This window comes from Caulobacter rhizosphaerae (assembly GCF_010977555.1).
In the GTDB taxonomy this organism is placed as follows: domain Bacteria; phylum Pseudomonadota; class Alphaproteobacteria; order Caulobacterales; family Caulobacteraceae; genus Caulobacter; species Caulobacter rhizosphaerae.
In genome coordinates this window covers 2457158-2473610 of sequence record NZ_CP048815.1, presented here as the reverse complement: position 1 = coordinate 2473610, position 16453 = coordinate 2457158, and the positions used below count along the sequence as shown (strand labels likewise).

The 16453-nt window shown below is 68.9% G+C and carries 19 protein-coding genes and 2 pseudogenes; 13 read left to right on the top strand and 8 right to left on the bottom strand.

What is annotated here, in order from left to right; all coding sequences use genetic code 11:
• Nucleotides 1-69 precede the first annotated feature (69 nt).
• Nucleotides 70-1227, top strand: coding sequence for a hypothetical protein (locus tag G3M57_RS11450; RefSeq protein ID WP_163230591.1), 1158 nt, complete (start codon nt 70-72; stop codon nt 1225-1227).
• Between the two features lie 73 nt (nt 1228-1300).
• Nucleotides 1301-2134, top strand: coding sequence for a hypothetical protein (locus tag G3M57_RS11445; protein ID WP_163230589.1), 834 nt, complete (start codon nt 1301-1303; stop codon nt 2132-2134).
• Between the two features lie 207 nt (nt 2135-2341).
• Here the strand turns inward: G3M57_RS11445 and G3M57_RS11440 are convergent, their stop codons facing one another.
• Together G3M57_RS11440 and G3M57_RS11435 are read right to left on the bottom strand one after the other, a co-directional pair.
• Complete coding sequence (locus G3M57_RS11440) at nt 2342-2713, bottom strand: hypothetical protein (RefSeq protein ID WP_056752136.1); 372 nt, start codon at nt 2711-2713, stop codon at nt 2342-2344.
• Between the two features lie 33 nt (nt 2714-2746).
• Nucleotides 2747-3562, bottom strand: coding sequence for a universal stress protein (locus tag G3M57_RS11435; RefSeq protein WP_163230587.1), 816 nt, complete (start codon nt 3560-3562; stop codon nt 2747-2749).
• Nucleotides 3563-3715: 153 nt separating this feature from the next.
• Here G3M57_RS11435 and G3M57_RS11430 point away from each other — a divergent pair, with 153 nt between their 5' ends.
• Both G3M57_RS11430 and G3M57_RS11425 read left to right on the top strand, forming a co-directional pair.
• Complete coding sequence (locus G3M57_RS11430; protein ID WP_156402104.1) at nt 3716-4357, top strand: YfbR-like 5'-deoxynucleotidase; 642 nt, start codon at nt 3716-3718, stop codon at nt 4355-4357.
• Nucleotides 4281-5364, top strand: a pseudogene (locus tag G3M57_RS11425) (NUDIX hydrolase). The gene G3M57_RS11430 and the pseudogene G3M57_RS11425 overlap by 77 nt, the downstream one beginning before the upstream one ends.
• A gap of 23 nt (nt 5365-5387) precedes the next feature.
• On the opposite strand, the gene G3M57_RS11420 reads toward G3M57_RS11425, so the two are convergent.
• Nucleotides 5388-5585 carry a hypothetical protein gene (locus G3M57_RS11420; RefSeq protein ID WP_156402103.1) on the bottom strand — a complete coding sequence of 66 codons (198 nt, stop codon included), beginning with the start codon at nt 5583-5585 and terminating at the stop codon, nt 5388-5390.
• A gap of 881 nt (nt 5586-6466) precedes the next feature.
• On the bottom strand, nt 6467-6874 hold the full coding sequence (locus G3M57_RS11415; RefSeq protein ID WP_163230585.1) for a hypothetical protein: 408 nt from the start codon (nt 6872-6874) through the stop codon (nt 6467-6469).
• A gap of 150 nt (nt 6875-7024) precedes the next feature.
• Between G3M57_RS11415 and G3M57_RS11410 the strand changes: the two genes are divergently transcribed.
• Complete coding sequence (locus G3M57_RS11410; RefSeq protein ID WP_056752116.1) at nt 7025-7267, top strand: hypothetical protein; 243 nt, start codon at nt 7025-7027, stop codon at nt 7265-7267.
• Entirely contained in the window at nt 7264-8157 is an 894-nt protein-coding gene (locus G3M57_RS11405; RefSeq protein WP_056752113.1) for an SPFH domain-containing protein, read from the top strand. Before G3M57_RS11410 ends, G3M57_RS11405 begins: the two co-directional genes overlap by 4 nt.
• A gap of 3 nt (nt 8158-8160) precedes the next feature.
• Here the strand turns inward: G3M57_RS11405 and G3M57_RS11400 are convergent, their stop codons facing one another.
• Both G3M57_RS11400 and G3M57_RS11395 read right to left on the bottom strand, forming a co-directional pair.
• Nucleotides 8161-9096 (bottom strand): sterol desaturase family protein, encoded by a 936-nt coding sequence (locus G3M57_RS11400; protein WP_163230583.1) that lies wholly within the window; start codon nt 9094-9096, stop codon nt 8161-8163.
• Nucleotides 9093-9497 (bottom strand): hypothetical protein, encoded by a 405-nt coding sequence (locus G3M57_RS11395; RefSeq protein WP_056752107.1) that lies wholly within the window; start codon nt 9495-9497, stop codon nt 9093-9095. Before G3M57_RS11395 ends, G3M57_RS11400 begins: the two co-directional genes overlap by 4 nt.
• Before the next feature lie 179 nt (nt 9498-9676).
• Here G3M57_RS11395 and G3M57_RS11390 point away from each other — a divergent pair, with 179 nt between their 5' ends.
• Together G3M57_RS11390 and G3M57_RS11385 are read left to right on the top strand one after the other, a co-directional pair.
• Nucleotides 9677-10141: a DUF805 domain-containing protein gene (locus tag G3M57_RS11390; RefSeq protein WP_163230581.1), complete on the top strand. Its 465-nt coding sequence runs from the start codon at nt 9677-9679 to the stop codon at nt 10139-10141.
• Between the two features lie 44 nt (nt 10142-10185).
• Nucleotides 10186-10599, top strand: coding sequence for a DUF805 domain-containing protein (locus G3M57_RS11385; protein ID WP_163230580.1), 414 nt, complete (start codon nt 10186-10188; stop codon nt 10597-10599).
• 76 nt (nt 10600-10675) lie between these two features.
• Here G3M57_RS11385 and G3M57_RS11380 read toward each other — a convergent pair whose 3' ends face one another.
• Nucleotides 10676-11221: a porin family protein gene (locus G3M57_RS11380; protein ID WP_057186073.1), complete on the bottom strand. Its 546-nt coding sequence runs from the start codon at nt 11219-11221 to the stop codon at nt 10676-10678.
• A gap of 311 nt (nt 11222-11532) precedes the next feature.
• Here G3M57_RS11380 and G3M57_RS11375 point away from each other — a divergent pair, with 311 nt between their 5' ends.
• A complete protein-coding gene (locus G3M57_RS11375; RefSeq protein ID WP_163230578.1) occupies nt 11533-12648 on the top strand; it encodes a beta-ketoacyl-ACP synthase III in 1116 nt (371 codons plus the stop codon).
• 3 nt (nt 12649-12651) lie between these two features.
• Nucleotides 12652-12773 (top strand): annotated as a pseudogene (locus tag G3M57_RS11370) (hypothetical protein).
• On the opposite strand, the gene G3M57_RS11365 reads toward G3M57_RS11370, so the two are convergent.
• Entirely contained in the window at nt 12770-13951 is a 1182-nt protein-coding gene (locus G3M57_RS11365; protein WP_163230576.1) for a M48 family metalloprotease, read from the bottom strand. The pseudogene G3M57_RS11370 and the gene G3M57_RS11365 overlap by 4 nt on opposite strands.
• A gap of 171 nt (nt 13952-14122) precedes the next feature.
• Here G3M57_RS11365 and tcyJ point away from each other — a divergent pair, with 171 nt between their 5' ends.
• The 3 genes from tcyJ (at nt 14123) to G3M57_RS11350 (ending at nt 16408) form a co-directional block, all read left to right on the top strand.
• Nucleotides 14123-14932 (top strand): cystine ABC transporter substrate-binding protein, encoded by an 810-nt coding sequence (tcyJ, locus tag G3M57_RS11360; protein WP_163230574.1) that lies wholly within the window; start codon nt 14123-14125, stop codon nt 14930-14932.
• A gap of 67 nt (nt 14933-14999) precedes the next feature.
• The gene (tcyL, locus tag G3M57_RS11355; protein ID WP_163230572.1) at nt 15000-15656 is read left to right on the top strand and encodes a cystine ABC transporter permease; all 657 of its coding nucleotides are present in this window, start codon (nt 15000-15002) and stop codon (nt 15654-15656) included.
• Entirely contained in the window at nt 15653-16408 is a 756-nt protein-coding gene (locus G3M57_RS11350) for an amino acid ABC transporter ATP-binding protein (protein ID WP_163230570.1), read from the top strand. The genes tcyL and G3M57_RS11350 overlap by 4 nt, the downstream gene beginning before the upstream one ends.
• Nucleotides 16409-16453: the final 45 nt, after the last annotated feature.

The following is a 16453-nucleotide window of genomic DNA, read 5'->3' as shown; positions in this document are numbered from 1 at the left end:
CGAAAGATTGCATCTGGACGTTCGCGCCCGGCTCGGCCAACCTTTGGCCGAGTTGGGGGAGCGAGCAACATGAGATCCTGGGCTTGGACCGCGCTTGGCCTGGCCATGGCGGCGACTTCGGCGACGGCGCGCGAGGCTTGCCCGCCGCGACCGCCCGTGCAGGCGATCGTCATGCCCTCGACCAACATGCAGAGTGATCTGGTCACCCTGATCTCCCTGGGTCCGGCGATCGCCGACAAGACGCTTCAGCGCAAGGCCTTGCTGAAGGCCAAGCCCAAGTGCGACGAGGCCGGTCTCGAGGCCGGCGGCGCGACCTACGCGCTCTTCGAGACCACGGCGGCTTCGCCGGTCCTGATGGCCCGAACCGCCAGCCCCGATGCGCCGATCTTCTTCGTCGCCCCGTTCGCCGACATCACCGCCGCGGTCATGGCCGAGGTCGAAAAACGTCCTGTCCCTCCCGCCAAGGCCAGTTACGTGCTGGGAATCTCCACCCGGACGGGCGCCTCGGCGCTGCGCCTGTATCCGTCCGTTCCCGACAACGAGACGTTCAAGGCCGACATCGCCGCGGCGCTGCTGGGTCGGATCCCGCCGCTGGTCAGCCGCGACGAACGGACCAAGGGGATCCAGATCAACGTCCAGGCCGACGCCTACGAAGGTCCCAAGTCCACGCCCGGAGCGACGCCCCTGCCCGGCTCCGGTCCGGGACTGCCGGCCGTCAGCGCGACGCCGCAGAACCAGAGCTTCCGCGAGCAGCCGGACGGCGGGGCCCTGCACCAAGCCTCGGGTTTCACGTGTCCCGGGGCGATCGACGGCTTCAAGCGCGACCGCCTGACCGTCTACGACGCCGCCCAGGGCGGCCGCGACGTCAGCTGCGGCTATGCGTCGTCCCCGGCCACCGCGACGGCGACCCTCTACCTGACGAAACTGCCCGCCCAGTACACGCTGTCCCGCGTGTTCGACATCTATGTCGAGCAGGCCAAGGCCCACACGCCCTCGGTGGGCGACGCGGCCGATCCCTATCCCGCCTCCGAAGGCGGCCCGCGTCGTCAGGGGCGGTTCTGGCGCGACAAGGAGGGCCGCAACGAGGGCCTGTGGCTGATGCAGATCGGTCCCTGGTTCGCCAAGCTGCGCGTGACCTATTCGAACGGCGACGCCGCGACGGTCCGCCGCCTGGCCGCCGACCTGCTGACAGCCATCAACGCCCAGGTGAAGCCGCCGACGGTATGAGGCCCTTACCGCGATTTCATTGGACCTTGCCGCGCCGCCAGCCCAGGTTCGCGCCGAACGGGAGATTCCTCTGATGCGACACCTGCCGCTGCTGGCCGCCGCGAGCCTGATCGCCCTGGCCGCCTGCTCGCCCAAGGTCGAGGTCGCCCACAGGGACCACAAGCCATATGGCAAGCACGAGCCGCTGCGGGCGATCAGCCGGCTCGACTGCCCCGACAGGCAGGGCGAACTGACCCGGGTCAGCGCCGCCGCCGACGGCCAGGCCTGCGTCTATGCCGGCCAGAACGCCGAGGTGACGCTCAAGCTGGTGGCCCTGAACGGCGGCGACGCCGAGGCGGCCCTGGCGCCGATCGAGACCGACCTGAAGACCCTGATGCCCGCCATCAAGTCGCCGCCGACGCCGCCGACGCCCGGGGGCAAGCCGCGCGGCGACAGCGCCCGGATCAGCCTGCCCGGCATCCGGATCGACGCCCACGACAAGGGCGCCGACATCAAGATCGGCGGCCTGACCATCAACGCCAACGACGACACGGCCGAGGTCAAGGTCGCCAAGAACGTCACCGTCCGCGACGGCCAGACGACGCGGAAGGTCAGCGAGCGCGCCAGCGGCGGCGCCGCCAATGTCAGCGTCAAGTCCAGCAACGACGAAGAGGGCGACGTCGACATCCACGCCACCGACGACGGCGCCCAGATCCGCCAGCGCCGGCGTGGCGACGGCGTGCGCGCCACCCTGATCCTGGCCAGCGACAAGGCCGCCAGCGGCTACCGCGTCGTGGGCTACGAGGCCCGCGGCCCGAAGGGCGGCCCGCTGGCCGTGGCCGTGGTCAAGGCCAAGGGCCGCGACGGCAGCGACCACGACATCTTCGAGGACATGAAGACCCTGGTGAGGCGCAACGTCGGGGGGTGAGGCCTACCGAGTTTGAGCCATCGGAAAAGCATCCCATCTCTCAATACCGTCATTCCGGGCCTTGTGCCCGGAACCCCTTTATCCGCCGCAGGTGCGGAAGGGTGGCGCGCCGGCGCGCCAAGGCGCTTCACCGTCTGCTGAACCAGGGGTTCCGGGCACAAGGCCCGGAATGACGGCTCAAAGGGAGGGGCGCTGGTACGAAGTCCCTCAAACCGGCGTCACCTCCATCACCTTGTAGGTCAGCGGCCGGCCCTCGTCGTCAGTGACGGTGACGTATTCGCCCAGGGCGAAGCGGTGCTGGCCCAGGCGGTGCACGGGCTCGTCATCAAGCTCGACGTCCTCGTCATAGTCGAAGAACCAGCGCTCGCCGCGACGGTTCAGCCGGCCGTCGGCGGCGTCTTCGTCCGGCGCGAAGCGGCGCACCACGCACTCGTCCTTGGCCTTGGCGTAGGCGGCCGCGTCCAGGTGGCCGTCCTCGGTCAGCGGCGCGGTCAGGGCGTAGCCGCGATGGTCGTCGCCCCCCGCGAACTCGGTGCCGGGATTGCGGGCCAGACGCATGACGATGCGGGACAGGGACATTTCACGCCCTCCTTCTTCTTGTTGAACAACAACTTAGTGGGACAGGAACAGCGACGGGCCGTCGCTGTTCAGCAGGCTGCGGGTGGTGCCGCCGAAGATGAATTCCTGCAGGCGCGGATGGCCGAAGGCGCCGGCCACCATGACGTCGGCGCCGACCTCCCGGGCCGCCCCCAGCAGCAGGGTCGCGGCGTCGTTGCCCGTCCCGTCCAGGACCTTGGTCGTGGCCGTGACGCCGCGCGCCGCCAGGAACTCGACCAGGCGCTCCAGGGCGAAATTGCGCGATGAGGCGCCCGGCGCGCCGGCCACCACCACCATGGCGGCCTTCTGCAGCAGCGGCAGGGCGGTGCGCATGGCGCGGCTGGCCTCCTTGCCGCCGTCCCACGCCACCAGGACCGTGCCGCCGACCTTCAGGCCCGGCCGCGCCACCATCACCGGTCGCTGCTCGTCGGCGATCATCTGCTGGAACGACTCGGCCAGCGGCCCCTTGCCGCGGGCGGCGGCGCTGTCGAAGACGATCACGTCCGACAGGCGCCCTTCCATGGCCAGGCCGGCCCAGACCGGCGAGTCCAGGCTGATCGCCCGGCTACGGGCGTAGCCCAGCTCGGCCACCAGCCGGTCGACGGCGCGATGGCCCTCGACGGCGGCCTCCTTCAGGCTCTCCAGCGCCGTGACCTGCACCCCGCCCATGAAGCCCTCCCCCATCCATGGCATCAGGTCGGCCATGTCGGCCGGGGCGTGGACGCAGGCCAGTTCGGCGTCGAAGCCCTCGGCCAGCACCCGGGCGGACTCCAGAAGGCCCCGGTCGGTCGGCGCGCCGGCCAGCGGCGCCATGATTCTCGCCCAGCTCATGATCGATCTCCTGGTCCAGGCATTTCCAAACGGCGAGGGTGTCGCCTCAGGCGCATTTCCACAGCCAAAGGCCGGCTCCTCATTGATCTTTGTCAATCGATGGGCCAGTCCAGACAGGGTCAGGCCTGCACCTTCACCGTAAGGAACGATTTCGTGGCCAAAGGGCTGCATAAAACTCCGCCCCGGGCGTGGCAGCGCATGCTGTCGGGACGCAGGCTGGACCTGCTGGACCCCTCGCCGATGGACATCGAGATCGAGGACATCGCCCACGGCCTGGCCCGGGTGGCGCGCTGGAACGGCCAGACCACCGGCGAGCACGGCTTCTCGGTCGCCCAGCACAGCGTGGTGGTCGAGGAGATCGCCGCCCACATCAAGCCCGACCTCGAGCCGAAATGGCGGCTGGCCGCCCTGCTGCACGACGCCAGCGAATATGTGATCGGCGACATGATCAGCCCGTTCAAGGCGGCCCTGGGCGTCAGCTACAAGGACTTCGAGGCCCGGCTGGAGGACGCGATCCACATCCGTTTCGGCCTGCCGCCCAAGACCCCGCCGGCGGTCAAGAAGCTGATCAAGTCGGCCGACCGGGCCTGCGCCTTCTTCGAGGCCACCCAGTTGGCCGGCTTCGAGCACGCCGAGTCCCTGGCCATCTTCGGGGCGCCGCCGGCCGGCTATGACCTGAAGATCCTGCCCCTGCCGCCGTTCGAGGCCCAGGCCCGCTATGTCCAGCGCTTTCACGTGCTGTCCCGCGCCGCCGGCTTCGAGTCCGCGCCCGGCGCGGCGTTCGAGACCGAATGAGCGGCCCTCGAGACCAAGGGGCCCCGGGCCCGACCTCGGTCGTCATCGGCCTGTCGGCGGTGGTGGTGGCCATCCGCGACGGCGAGGCCGTGGTGCTGACCGTCCGGCCGCACGACGCCGTCACCGACGCCGCCAGCCCCCTGCCCGGCCTGCCGTTCGGTCCGTTCGACCCCGCCGGCCACCGCACCTTCGAGCTGGGCCTGCGCGCCTTCGTCACCCAGCAGACCCGCTTCCAGCTGGGCTATGTGGAGCAGCTCTACACCTTCGGGGACGAGGGTCGCGACGCGCCGCGCGCCGAGATGGGGGCCGGGGCGGCCCGGGTCGTCTCGGTCGGCTATCTGGGCCTGACCCCCACGGCGGTCGAGACCCAGGCTCCCGACACCGCCTGGGCCCCGTGGTCGGCCTTCTTCCCCTGGGAGGACTGGCGCCACGGCCGCCCCGCCCTGCTGGACGAGGCCATCGCCCCCGCCCTGCGCCGCTGGGCCGGCGACGACCCCGGCAAGGCCTCGCGGGCTCGCCTGGCCTTCGCCCTGGACGGCGCGCCGTGGAACGAGGAGCGGGTGCTGGAGCGCTACGAGCTGCTCTACGAGGCGGGCCTGGCCCCCGAGGCGGCCCGCGACCAGGCCCGGGCCGAGGGCCACGCCCCGGCCGAGCCCGCCGCCCTGTCGGCGGCCCTGGGCGAGCCGATGATCTCGGATCACCGCCGCATCCTGGCCACCGGCCTGTCGCGGCTGCGCGGCAAGATCAAGTACCGCCCCGTGGTGTTCGAGCTGATGCCGGCCGAGTTCACCCTGTCGGCCCTGCAGCGCACGGTCGAAGCCATCGCCGGGGTGCCGTTGCACAAGCAGAACTTCCGCCGGGTGGTCGAACGCGAAGACCTGGTCCAGGGCCTGGGCCGCCAGGACGCCGACACCGGCGGCCGCCCGGCCGAGCTGTTCCGCTTCCGCCGCGAGATCCTGGCCGCGCGGCCGGCCACGGGCCTGAGCCTGCCGCTGCTGCGGGATTAGGCTGGCGTGAAGCTGCACGACGTCTAGTCGAATGCGCCCCTGCGCTGGGCGGCTGGCCATCCCGCCTCCCCGACGCAGCGGTCTTCGTGCGCCGCGAATTTCTTCCAGATCTGGCGACGAAGATGGCCCGTCCGTCCGCGCGTGCGCTCGGGATCGGGCTGGGTGAGGCCGGCCGCCAGCAAGGCGGCGCGCCGGCGGGCCCAGGTTCGGGTTCGAGGCATGAAAGGTCTCCTTTCATGGACGGGGTTTCGCCGCGGACGGGGACAGGCGCATGCGCCTGTCCCCAGCTCTGGACGCGGTCTCGCCGCTTCACGCGGACAGCCGCTGAAGTTCGGGGAGGGACGCGGAGCGCCGGGCTGGGCCCGGAAGCTTTGTAGATTGATACCGTTTCGACTCAGACCGACGCTCCGCGCGGTCGTTATCCGGGAGCGTCCGGCGATCGGCCCTGTTCGGACCTCGCTGGTCTTGGCCCCCGACGGGAGGGCGAGGCCCGCGAAGCCCCGTCCCTTGCGGCGGGCGTCACCGCCCGCCTTCGCCCTCGCCAGCCCTAGCACCCCACGCCGTTTTTGTGTTCCAGGCCCGGCCGGCTCCAGAGGGATGCAGGTCGCGGCCCGCCTTGGGAGCAAACCGCCGCCGACGAGCGCTTCCCGCTCGACCGCACCCCAAGGCCGCGAAGGTCGCAGGCCTTAGCGCCCTCCCCATCGCCTTGTGGTGCAGTGATTATGCGCCGGCGTGGGAGGGGGAGGATAAGTGCGTTTGGGGCGTTGTTATTGCTGGGGAAACACGCCGGGAGCGATGGGAGTAAGTTTTTTTGCAAAGCTTTTCGCTAGATCATATCTCGCCCGCATCGGAGCGGATGCGGGCCTCGACGAAGCGGAGCTTTGGAAGGTCTGTGAAGGGTGGTCAGCTGCCTTTCCCAATAAGCTCCGTCATTCCCGCCCTTGTGGCGGGAACCCCTGGTTCAGCCGACGGTGAGGCGGCTTGGCGCGCCAGCGCGCCACACCTCCGCCGTTGCAGCGGATCGAGGGGTTCCCGCCACAAGGGCGGGAATGACGGATCAATGTAATGAGCGGAAAATCTGCGAAACATCCGACTTGGGTCGTCAGCGGTCGTAGCAGAATGACGGGCCGAGCCGTTTGGCCGAGATCGGTCTTTGCACCGTCACCGTTGATCGCCATAGGCCCAGATGGCCGGCGCCACCAAATGGATGGTGCGTCCTGCGACCGACAAAAGTGACCAGGAACGGCTGAACCGTGTAGCAGTCCCCGTTTCCGAGGCGCTTCTCCATGAGGTTTTCCAGATCCGGCCAATCGGCCCACTCCAGCCAGTCCATCTCTTCAGCGGCTGGGCGCTCCGTCGGTATCTCGGTGGCGCCTTCGACAAAGGTCGACCCTTCAAACTCGTAGAGCCAGACGCCGGAAAACTGCCGGGTGTGGCTGGTGAAGCCCTCGCCCGAGCACGACGCGAGCGCCAACCCGAGCGCGACTAGACCGATCCATTTGAAGACCATGGCCGAGCTAATCACGTTTCTTGACGTCCGCTAGAGTCGAAAGCAACCCATCGCCCCGCTCCTCCAGCAACCGCCCTCTCCTCCACCGCCATCGACCGTGGCCCTGCGCAGCTTCCCGGTCTACCCTCGCGCGAACGCGGGACGGCCCGCATGGGGGAGCACGTCGTGATCTACGCCAAGGCCGCGGCCTATCTGATCGGCTGGCTGTCGCTGGCCGTCGTGCTGCTGCGGGTGATCGTTGGGCCCCTATGGGGTTCGGCGACCGACATCGGTCTTGTCGCTGCGCCGATCGCCTTCGCGGTCGGGGTGATGGGCTTGGGCAAGCTGGCGTCCATCCTGATCCGGGATATCGCCAGGAGCCAGAATTCCAACAACGGGGACATCGGGGAATGACGAACGACTTCCAAGCGCGGGCCGCCAAGACGCGCTCGAAGATCCAGAACACCGGTCGGGTGATCGCCATCGGCGGCGTCAGCCTGCTGGTCCTGCTGGTGGGTTCGTGCGGCGTCGCCTCGCACAGCACCACGGTCGAGCCCGGCAACGCCGGCGTGAAGATCAAGACCCTGGGCTCCGGGGCCGGCGTCTCGCCCGAGCCCCTGCCCGCCCGCTGGTATTTCCGCGGCATCGGCGAGCGGATCGTCCAGTATCCGGTGATCCAGCGGACCTACAGCTACACCCGCGAAAAGGATGAGCGCGGCAACGAGAACGAGGAGATCACCTTCTCCGACAACACCGGCCTGCCGATGACGGCGGACGTGTCGGTGACCCTGCAGGTGAACCCGGCCTCGGCGCCCAACCTCTACCAGACCTATCGCCTGTCGTTCGACCAGCTGCTGGACGGTCCGATCCGCAACGACGTGCGCTCAGCGGTCGCCGCCGAGGCCGAGAAGGTCGGGGTCGAGACGCTGTACAGCGGCGGTCGCCAGGCGGTGATGCAGCGCGCCTTCGCCCGGGTGTCGGGCAAGTGGGCCAAGCACGGCGTCACGGTTTCGCAGATGGATTGGATCGGCTCGATCCGCTATCCGGACGCCATCATCCAGCAGATGCAGAACAAGACCCAGTTGGAGCAGGAGGCCCTGGCCGCCAAGGCGCTGGAAGCCAAGGAAACCGCCCTGGCCAACGCCGCCATCGCCAAGGCGCGCGGCGAGGCCGAATCCATCCGCATCAAGGGCGAGGCCATCCGCGCCAACCCGCAGATCCTGCAGCAGCTGGCCATCGAGAAGTGGAACGGCGAGTTGCCCAAGGTGACCGGCGGCGCGACGCCCTTCGTCAAGATCGACTGAGGGTCAGGCCGCCGGGTCGTTCCGCGCCTCGACGCGGGACCGTTCGGCGGCCTCCGACCGCGCCCGCCACTTGGCCTTCAGCGTGCGGGACGTGTCCCGCGATCCGTCCGGGCTCCAGCCGGGCGGGCCGAACAGGTAGCCCAGCACTTCACGCAGCGAGCGTGACGCCAGAAGGTCCCGGCCGATGCCGGTCCACTCGTGGAAGACGTTGGTCAGCAGGTTGAAGCTGGCCAGATTCCTGACCGTGCCGTAACGGATCGGCTCCTCGTCGGTCTCGGGGATGAAGGTGCCGAACATCCGGTCCCAGATGATCAGCACCCCAGCGTAGTTGGCGTCCAGGTAGCGGGGGTTGCGGGCGTGGTGCACCCGGTGGTGCGAGGGCGTGTTGAACACCGCCTCGAACCAGGCCGGCATGCGCTTGATCGCCTCGGTATGGATCCAGAACTGGTAGACCAGGCTGATCCCCTTCTGGATGGCCACCATGGCCGGCGGGAAGCCCAGGAACGACAGCGGCAGCCACAGCAGCCAGGTCCCGGCCACCCCGCCCGTCCAGGTCTGCCGCAGGGCGGTCGACAGGTTGTAGTGGGTGGAGGTGTGGTGGTTGACGTGGCTGGCCCACCAGAACCGCCGTTCGTGCGACAGACGGTGGAATGCGTAATAGGTCAGATCCTCGGCGAAGAAGAGCGCCGCCCAGGCCCAGACGGCGGTCATCGGGATCGTGAAGATCCGGTGCTGCCAGACCCACAGGCTGGCGGCGAAGATCACCCCGCCCACGAGGGTTCCGGCGATGCTGCTGCCCAGGCCCATGGCCAGGGAGACGGCGGTGTCCCGGGTCTCGTAGCGGGCGTTCGCCCGGCCCATCCGCGCCAGGACGATCTCCAGGATCACGGCCAGCACGAAGAACGGAATGGCCGCCTGCACAGGGTCGAAGGTCTTCACGCGGCGATCTCCCCGGACAGGAACCGCGACGGCGGCCAGGGCTCGCCGTCGTTCAGCGCCAGGCGGGCCACGCCGTCCGCGGTCCTGAGGGCCAGGACGCCCCGGGCGGGCCTGGCGGCCAGCGCCGCGGCCCACGGCAGTTCACGAGCCACATAGCCGTCGCCCCTGCGCCAGGCGACCAGGGCCCGCTCGCCCGACCGCGCCACCAGCCCGGCCCCGTCGGCGGCGATCCACAGGGCCTCGACCGGGTCGTCAGGGAACTCGATCGCCAGCAGGGCTCGCGCGGCCTCGGCGTCGAGCGGCGGAGTCGGCCGCGCGATCCGCGCCCAGGCCGCCAGGGCCACCAGCAGCCCCACGGCCGCGGCCGAGCCCGCCAGCTGAATGATCAGCGCCTTGTCCAAAGCGACGCTTCCTCCCGATCGCTTCAGCGTCGGCGTGGCGTCGGCCGGCGTCAAGCCTTCCGCCCGGCCGCCAAGTGATCTTGGCAATTGTTCTTTACGGCGACCGTCTTCCCACCCTAGGTTCGCCTTCGGGTTGTCAGAATCGGCCAATCGCCGGCCATCGGGGGAAGCTTAACCGCATGATGTTCGAGGCCTTGCGCAAGTATGCCGAGTTCGAGGGCCGCGCCCGGCGTTCGGAATACTGGCTGTTCACGCTGTTCCAAGTCCTGGTCACCTTCGGCCTGTTCCTCGCCCTGGTCATGGTCGCCGCGGCGACGGGCGGCGGCGACGGTCAGCTCAACGTCGCGGCCTCGATCTTCCTGGCGCTGCTGGGGCTGTTCTGCCTGGCCATGCTCATCCCCAGCCTCGCGGTGAGCATCCGCCGCCTGCACGACAGCGACAAGTCCGGCTGGTGGCTGCTGCTGAGCTTCGTGCCCTTCGGCAGCTTCGTGGTGTTCATCTTCACCCTGCTGGACGGCACGCCCGGCGAGAACCGCTACGGCCCCGATCCCAAGGGCCGCCCCGGCTACGGCCACCCGACCGTCGTGCACAACCACTATTACCCGCCAGCCGGCGGCCCGCCTTCCGATCCGGCCCAGGCCTGACCGCGAAATTCACGCCCCTCCGGGGGCCTTCACAGGAGCCTGCCATGTCCCTGATGTTCCAGCCGCTCAAGAAATACGCCGATTTCTCCGGCCGCGCCCGCCGTTCGGAATACTGGCTGTTCACGCTGTTCATCGTCCTGGTCGAGATCGCCTATTTCATCCTGGTCAGCGCGATCGGCGGTGGAACCAGCGGCAACATGAACCCCATCGGCATGGTGCTGAGCGGCCTCTACTTCCTGTTCGTCCTCGGGATCCTCATCCCCAGCCTGGCCGTCAGCTTCCGCCGGCTGCACGACACCGACCGCTCGGCCTGGTGGCTGCTGATCGCCCTCCTGCCCTTCGTCGGCGGCCTGGTGCTGCTGGTCTTCACCGTGCTGCCGGGCACCAGCGGCCCCAACAAGTTCGGCCCCGATCCCAAGAGCTCGAGCACGGGCGACACGGCCGCCGTCTTCAGCTGACCGCCGACATCCCCGGGAATCAGGAAGCGCGCCCCCGCAAGGAGGCGCGCTTCTTTCGTTTGAGGTCCAGGCCTGACTAGAACTTCCGGGCGTAGCCCACCGACACCACGTTGGCGTCGGCCGCGTCGTTGTCGCGGAACTGCTGGCGGGTGTAGTCGACGCGCACGCCGTTCTTGTCGTCGACCTTGTACTGGGCGCCGACCCCGTAGTTGACGCTGTCGGCGTCGAACTTGCTCTCGACCCCGGCCAGGGTCTGCTTGAACTGGGTGTTGCCGTAGCCGACGCGGCCGATCAGGTCGATGTTCGGGGTCACGGGCAGGAAGCCCACGCCATAGACCGCGGCCGAATGGGTCTGCTCGATGTTGGACCGCACGCCGTTGGTGTCGATGTCGTCGTCCTTGACGCCGCCGGACAGCTCGCCCTCGACGCCGAAATGCGGGGTCAGCTTGGCGCCCAGGCGGCCCTGCACCGCGCCGGTGTCGGCGCCTTCGGCGCGGGATCCGGCGTAGCCGAGGGTCCCGTAGACCCCGGTGTCCTGGGCGTGGGACAGGGAGGGAGCGGCGGCGACCGCCATGGCGACCACCGGCGCGGCCAGAACGGCCGCCGACATGAGAGTCTTCATTGTGTACTCCTTGGTACTGGCGAGGCAGGGGGAGCGCCTCGGCCTGCCCTGGATAGCCGCGCCCTGGGGCCGCCATTGGACCCTCCCTGGGCCTTTTGCGGCCATTGCGTGTCGTTCCCGACATGTCCGTGGCGATTGTGGCGACGCCAAATCGTTCCGTGTCCGGCCTCGAAAGCGGCGAGGTGTGACATCCCTGCCGCGCGGGGAAAGGTGACGCCCGCGCCGGGCGTGCTATTGATCGGACAACAGAGCCAAGCCGCGCCCGCACCTGTTTTCAGGGGAGGCGCGCCAGCGTCACCGGGACCGCCGCCTTGCCTAAAGCCGTCATCGTCGCCACGGGGCTGTACACCCCGCCGTTCAGCGTTTCGAACACCGAGTTGGTCGAAGCCTTCAACACCTATGTCGAGCGTTTCAACGCCGCCAACGCCGAGGCGATCGCGGCCGGCGAGATCACCGCGTTGGCCCCCTCCTCGCCCGAGTTCATCGAGAAGGCCTCGGGCATCAAGGCCCGCTACGTGATGAACAAGACCGGAATCGTCGACCCCGAGGTCATGCGCCCGATCCTGCCCGAACGGCCCAACGAGGAGATCTCGATCCTGGCCGAGATGGCCGTCGAGGCCGCCAGGCAGGCGATCGAACGCTGGGGCAAGCCGGTCAGCGAGATCGGCGCGGTGATCTGCGCGGCCTCGAACATGCAGCGCGCCTATCCCGCCATGGCCATCGAGGTGCAGCAGGCCCTGGGCATCGAGGGCTTCGCCTTCGACATGAACGTCGCCTGCTCCTCGGCGACCTTCGGCATCAAGACCGCCGCCGACTTCATCGCCACCGGCAGCGCCAAGGCGGTGCTGATGGTCAATCCCGAGATCTGCTCGGGCCACCTGAACTTCACCGACCGCGACAGCCACTTCATCTTCGGCGACGTGGCCACGGCCGTGATCCTGGAAGACGAAAGCCAGGCCAGCGGCGGCTGGGAGATCCTGGGCACGCGGCTGAAGACCCAGTTCTCCAACAACATCCGCAACAACTTCGGCTTCCTCAACCGCACGGCCCCCGAGGGGATCGGCGCCAAGGACAAGCTGTTCGTGCAGGAAGGCCGCAAGGTGTTCCGCGAAGTGGTGCCGATGGTCAGCGAGATGATCGTCGAGCACGCCGGCGACATCGGCGTCGAGCCGACCGGGCTAAAGCGCCTGTGGCTTCACCAGGCCAACATCAACATGAACGAGATGATCGGCCGCAAGGTGCTAGGGCGAGACCCGCAGCCCGGCGAGAACGTGATCATCCTGGATACCTACGCCAACACCAGCTCGGCCGGCTCGATCATCGCCTTCCACACCGCCAGCGACGATTTCGCGCCGGGCGAGACGGGCCTGATCTGCAGCTTCGGCGCGGGCTATTCGGCGGGGACGGTGTTCGTGCGCAAGCGGTAGCGCATTGCGTCCTTCGAGGCTCGCCTACGGCTCGCACCTCAGGATGAGGAATTCAGAGCTACAACGCTCCTCATCCTGAGGCGCCCGCGCAGCGGGCCTCGAAGGACGCACAGCCTCTCAGCTAATCCGCCTTCGGATGCGCCGCCTTCCAGTCCATGGCCCGGCGGATGCGATTGCCCACCGCCGGGTGGTCGTAGAACAGGATCTCCTCCAGCCGGCCCGGCGTCGCGGCCCGGTATTCGATGGTCTTGACCAGGGCCTTGGACAGGCCGTCCGGCTCGTTGAAATGCACCAGGCTGTAGTGGTCGGCGTCGCTCTCGGCGATGCGGATCAGGCTGTTGGTCACCGGCTGGCCCAGCAGGCCCAGCAGGCCCAGGATCACCGCCAGCACCGGCAGGCCGGCCGGGTCGGCCAGGCCCCGCACCGTTTCCGCGCTCATCAGGGCCGCGACCGGCGCGAACAGACGGTCGACCAGGAAGAAGGCGACGATGGCCAGAAGGCTCATGACGCCGGCGATCCACAGCGCGTGGTGGTGGGCGTAATGGCCCATCTCATGGCCGACCACGCCGCGCACCTCGGCCAAGTCCGCGCCCTGCTTGAACATGGTGTCGCTCATCGCCACCCGCGCCGAGCCGAACAGGCCCGAGACGTTGGCCGTATAGGCGTTGGACTGCTTGGAGCCGTCGTAGACGAAGATCTTGTCGGCCGGGATGCCGTTGGCCCTGGCCATGGCGACCACCTGGTCGCGCACCGGTCCGGCCGGCGCGGGCGTGTACCGGTTGAAGATCGGCTCGATATAGATCGGGGCCAGCACCATCATGACGGTGATGAACACCGCCGTCAGCCCGCCGCTCCACAGCCACCAGCTGCGCGGCGCCTTGCGGATCAGGGCGTAGAGCGCGGTCAGGAACAGGCCGAACAGCACCGCGCCGATCGCCGTGCTGATCGCCTGCTCGCCCAGCCAGCCGGCGAAGGCCTGGCTGGTCAGGCCGTACTGTTTCTGCCGCCACCAGTCGGCGTAGATCGACCACGGCAGGCTCAGGACGCTGTCGACCAGCAGGTAGACGACGCCGACCACCAGGCTGACCAGGACGGGCCGCGCCTTGCGACGCTCCAGCCGCCGGCGCAGGACGACCAGCACGCCCCAGCGTACGATCAGGACCGACACCAGGGCCGAGACCACGAAGCCCCACAGCAGCAGCCAATGCCCGCCTTGCGTATAGGCCGTGGCCTTGGCGTGCGCCTCGGGCGGCAGTTGCGCCAGATAGGCCGCGGTGGCGGCGGCCGGATCGAACAGAGCCAATGGAAGTCCCCCGACGAACGATACAGCCCGGCAGGAAGCCAGAGCCGAGGCCCGTCGTCAGGTTAAATCTCGGTCAGGTTGGGGTCGGCGGCGCGGCGGCGCGGCTTGCCTCTGGCGGCGGCGCGCGGGGCGTATAGAAATGGGCGGATGATTTCGTCTTCCGAGGCTCGCATGCGATTCCCCGCTCGTCGTGAACTCCTGATCGGCCTGGCTCTCGGCGCGGCCACGCTGGGTTTGGGGGCCCTGGCCGGCTGCGGCGGCAAGGCCGGCGACGCGGCCGAGACCGGCCTCAAGCGGGTCGAGGCGACCAAGACCCTGCGCATCGGCCTGGAAGGCACCTATCCGCCATTCAACTTCCAGGACAAGGACGGCCAGCTGGCCGGCTTCGAGGTCGACTTCGCCAAGGCCCTGGCCGCCCAGATGAAGGTCAAGGCCGAGTTCCACCCCTCGCCGTTCGCCGGCCTGCTGGGGGCGCTGGAGTCCAGGCGCATCGACGTGGTGATCAACCAGATCACCATCACGCCGGAACGGGCGGCCAAGTACGACTTCTCGCGGCCCTACACCGTCTCGGGCATCCAGATCATCGTCCGCAAGGGCCAGGCGGGGATCGCAACGCCCGCCGACCTGGCGGGGAGGAAGGTGGGCGTGGGCCTGGGCACCAACTACGAGACCTGGCTGCGGACCAATGTCCCTACCGCCGTCGTTCGCACCTATGACGACGACCCCACCAAGTACCAGGACCTGAAGGCCGGCCGCATCGACGCGGTGCTGAACGACCGGCTGGTGGCCGCCGACTTCGTCAAGACCTCGCCCGACTTCGTCGCCTCCGGCCCGCCCTTCGCCAGCCAGGGCATGGGCGTGGCGATGCTGCGCGACCCCGCCATGAAGGTCACGATCGACGAGGCCATCGACGCCCTGCGCGCCAACGGCCAGCTGGCGGCGATCTCGATGAAATGGTTCGGCCAGGACGTGACGAAGTGAAGGTCCGTTCCAGGATTGGGGACAGGCGCATGCGCCTGTCCCCAGCCGCGCCCGCGGCCCGTCCGCGATGACCCCCGCCCTCGACCTCATCGCGCAATCGGCGCCGCTGCTGCTGAAGGGCGCGGGCTACACAGTGCTGCTCAGCCTGATCGGCATGGGCGTGGGTCTGGCGATCGGGTTCGGCCTGGCCCTGATGCGACTGTCGCGCAGCCCGTTCCTGCGCTGGCCCGCCGCCGTCTATGTCTCGGCGATCCGCGGCACGCCGCTGCTGGTGCAGCTGTTCCTGATCTATTACGGCCTGCCGCAGATGGGCGTGCAGCTGCCGCCGTTGCTGGCCGCCGGGATCGGCTTCTCGATCAATATCGGGGCCTATGCCGGCGAGATCCTGCGCAGCGCCATCGCCGCCGTCGACAAGGGCCAGTGGGAGGCCGCCAGCGTGCTGGGGATGAGCCGCGGCCAGGCCCTGCGCCGGGTGATCCTGCCCCAGGCGGCCCGCACCGCCGTCGCGCCCCTGTCCAACAGCTTCATCAGCCTGGTCAAGGACACCTCCCTGGCCGCCACCATCCAGGTGCCCGAGCTGTTCCGCCAAGCCCAGTTGATCACCGCTCGCACCTACGAGATCTTCGCCATGTACCTGGCGGCCGCCGCCCTCTACTGGATCCTGTCCAGCCTGCTGGCCCTGGGCCAGACCCGGCTGGAACGCCAGGCGGAGGGTCGCCGATGAGCGAGGCTCCAGGAAGCGCCATCGACGCCAAGGGCCTGGTCAAGCGCTTCGGCGACACGACCGTGCTGAACGGCGTCGACCTGACCGTGACGCCCGGCGAGGTCGTCGCGGTCATCGGTCCCAGCGGCTCGGGCAAGAGCACCCTTCTGCGCTGCCTGGCCGGACTGGAGGCCATCGACGGCGGGACCCTGACCGTGGCCGGGATCACGGCCGGCGCCAAGCCGCCGCTGGCCCGCGCCCTGAAGGGCCGGGTCGGCTTCGTGTTCCAGGGTTTCAACCTGTTCCCGCACCGCACGGCCCTGGACAACGTCGCCGAGGGCCTGATCGTGGTGCGCGGCGAAGCGCCCGCCGCCGCCCGTGACAGGGCCCGGGCCCTGCTGACCAAGGTGGGCTTGGCCCATCGGGTCGACGCCTATCCGCGGGAGCTGTCCGGCGGCCAGCAGCAGCGTTGCGCCATCGCCCGGGCCCTGGCCATGGATCCGCAGGTCATCCTGTTCGACGAACCGACCTCGGCCCTGGATCCGGAACTGGTCGGCGAGGTGCTGACGGTGATCCGCGACCTGGCCGCCGAGAAGCGGACCATGGTGATCGTGACCCACCAGATGGACTTCGCCCGGGATGTGGCCGATCGGACGCTGTTCATGGATGACGGCGTTATAATTGAACAAGGCCCTTCCGCCGAAGTGCTTGGTTCGCCTAAGGAAGAACGTACGCGGCGATTCCTCAGCAAGGTGAGTGGCCTAAGGTCATAATTTGGCCTCCGGCGCCCCTCACCTCCTCTCCGCCGACGCCGTGTG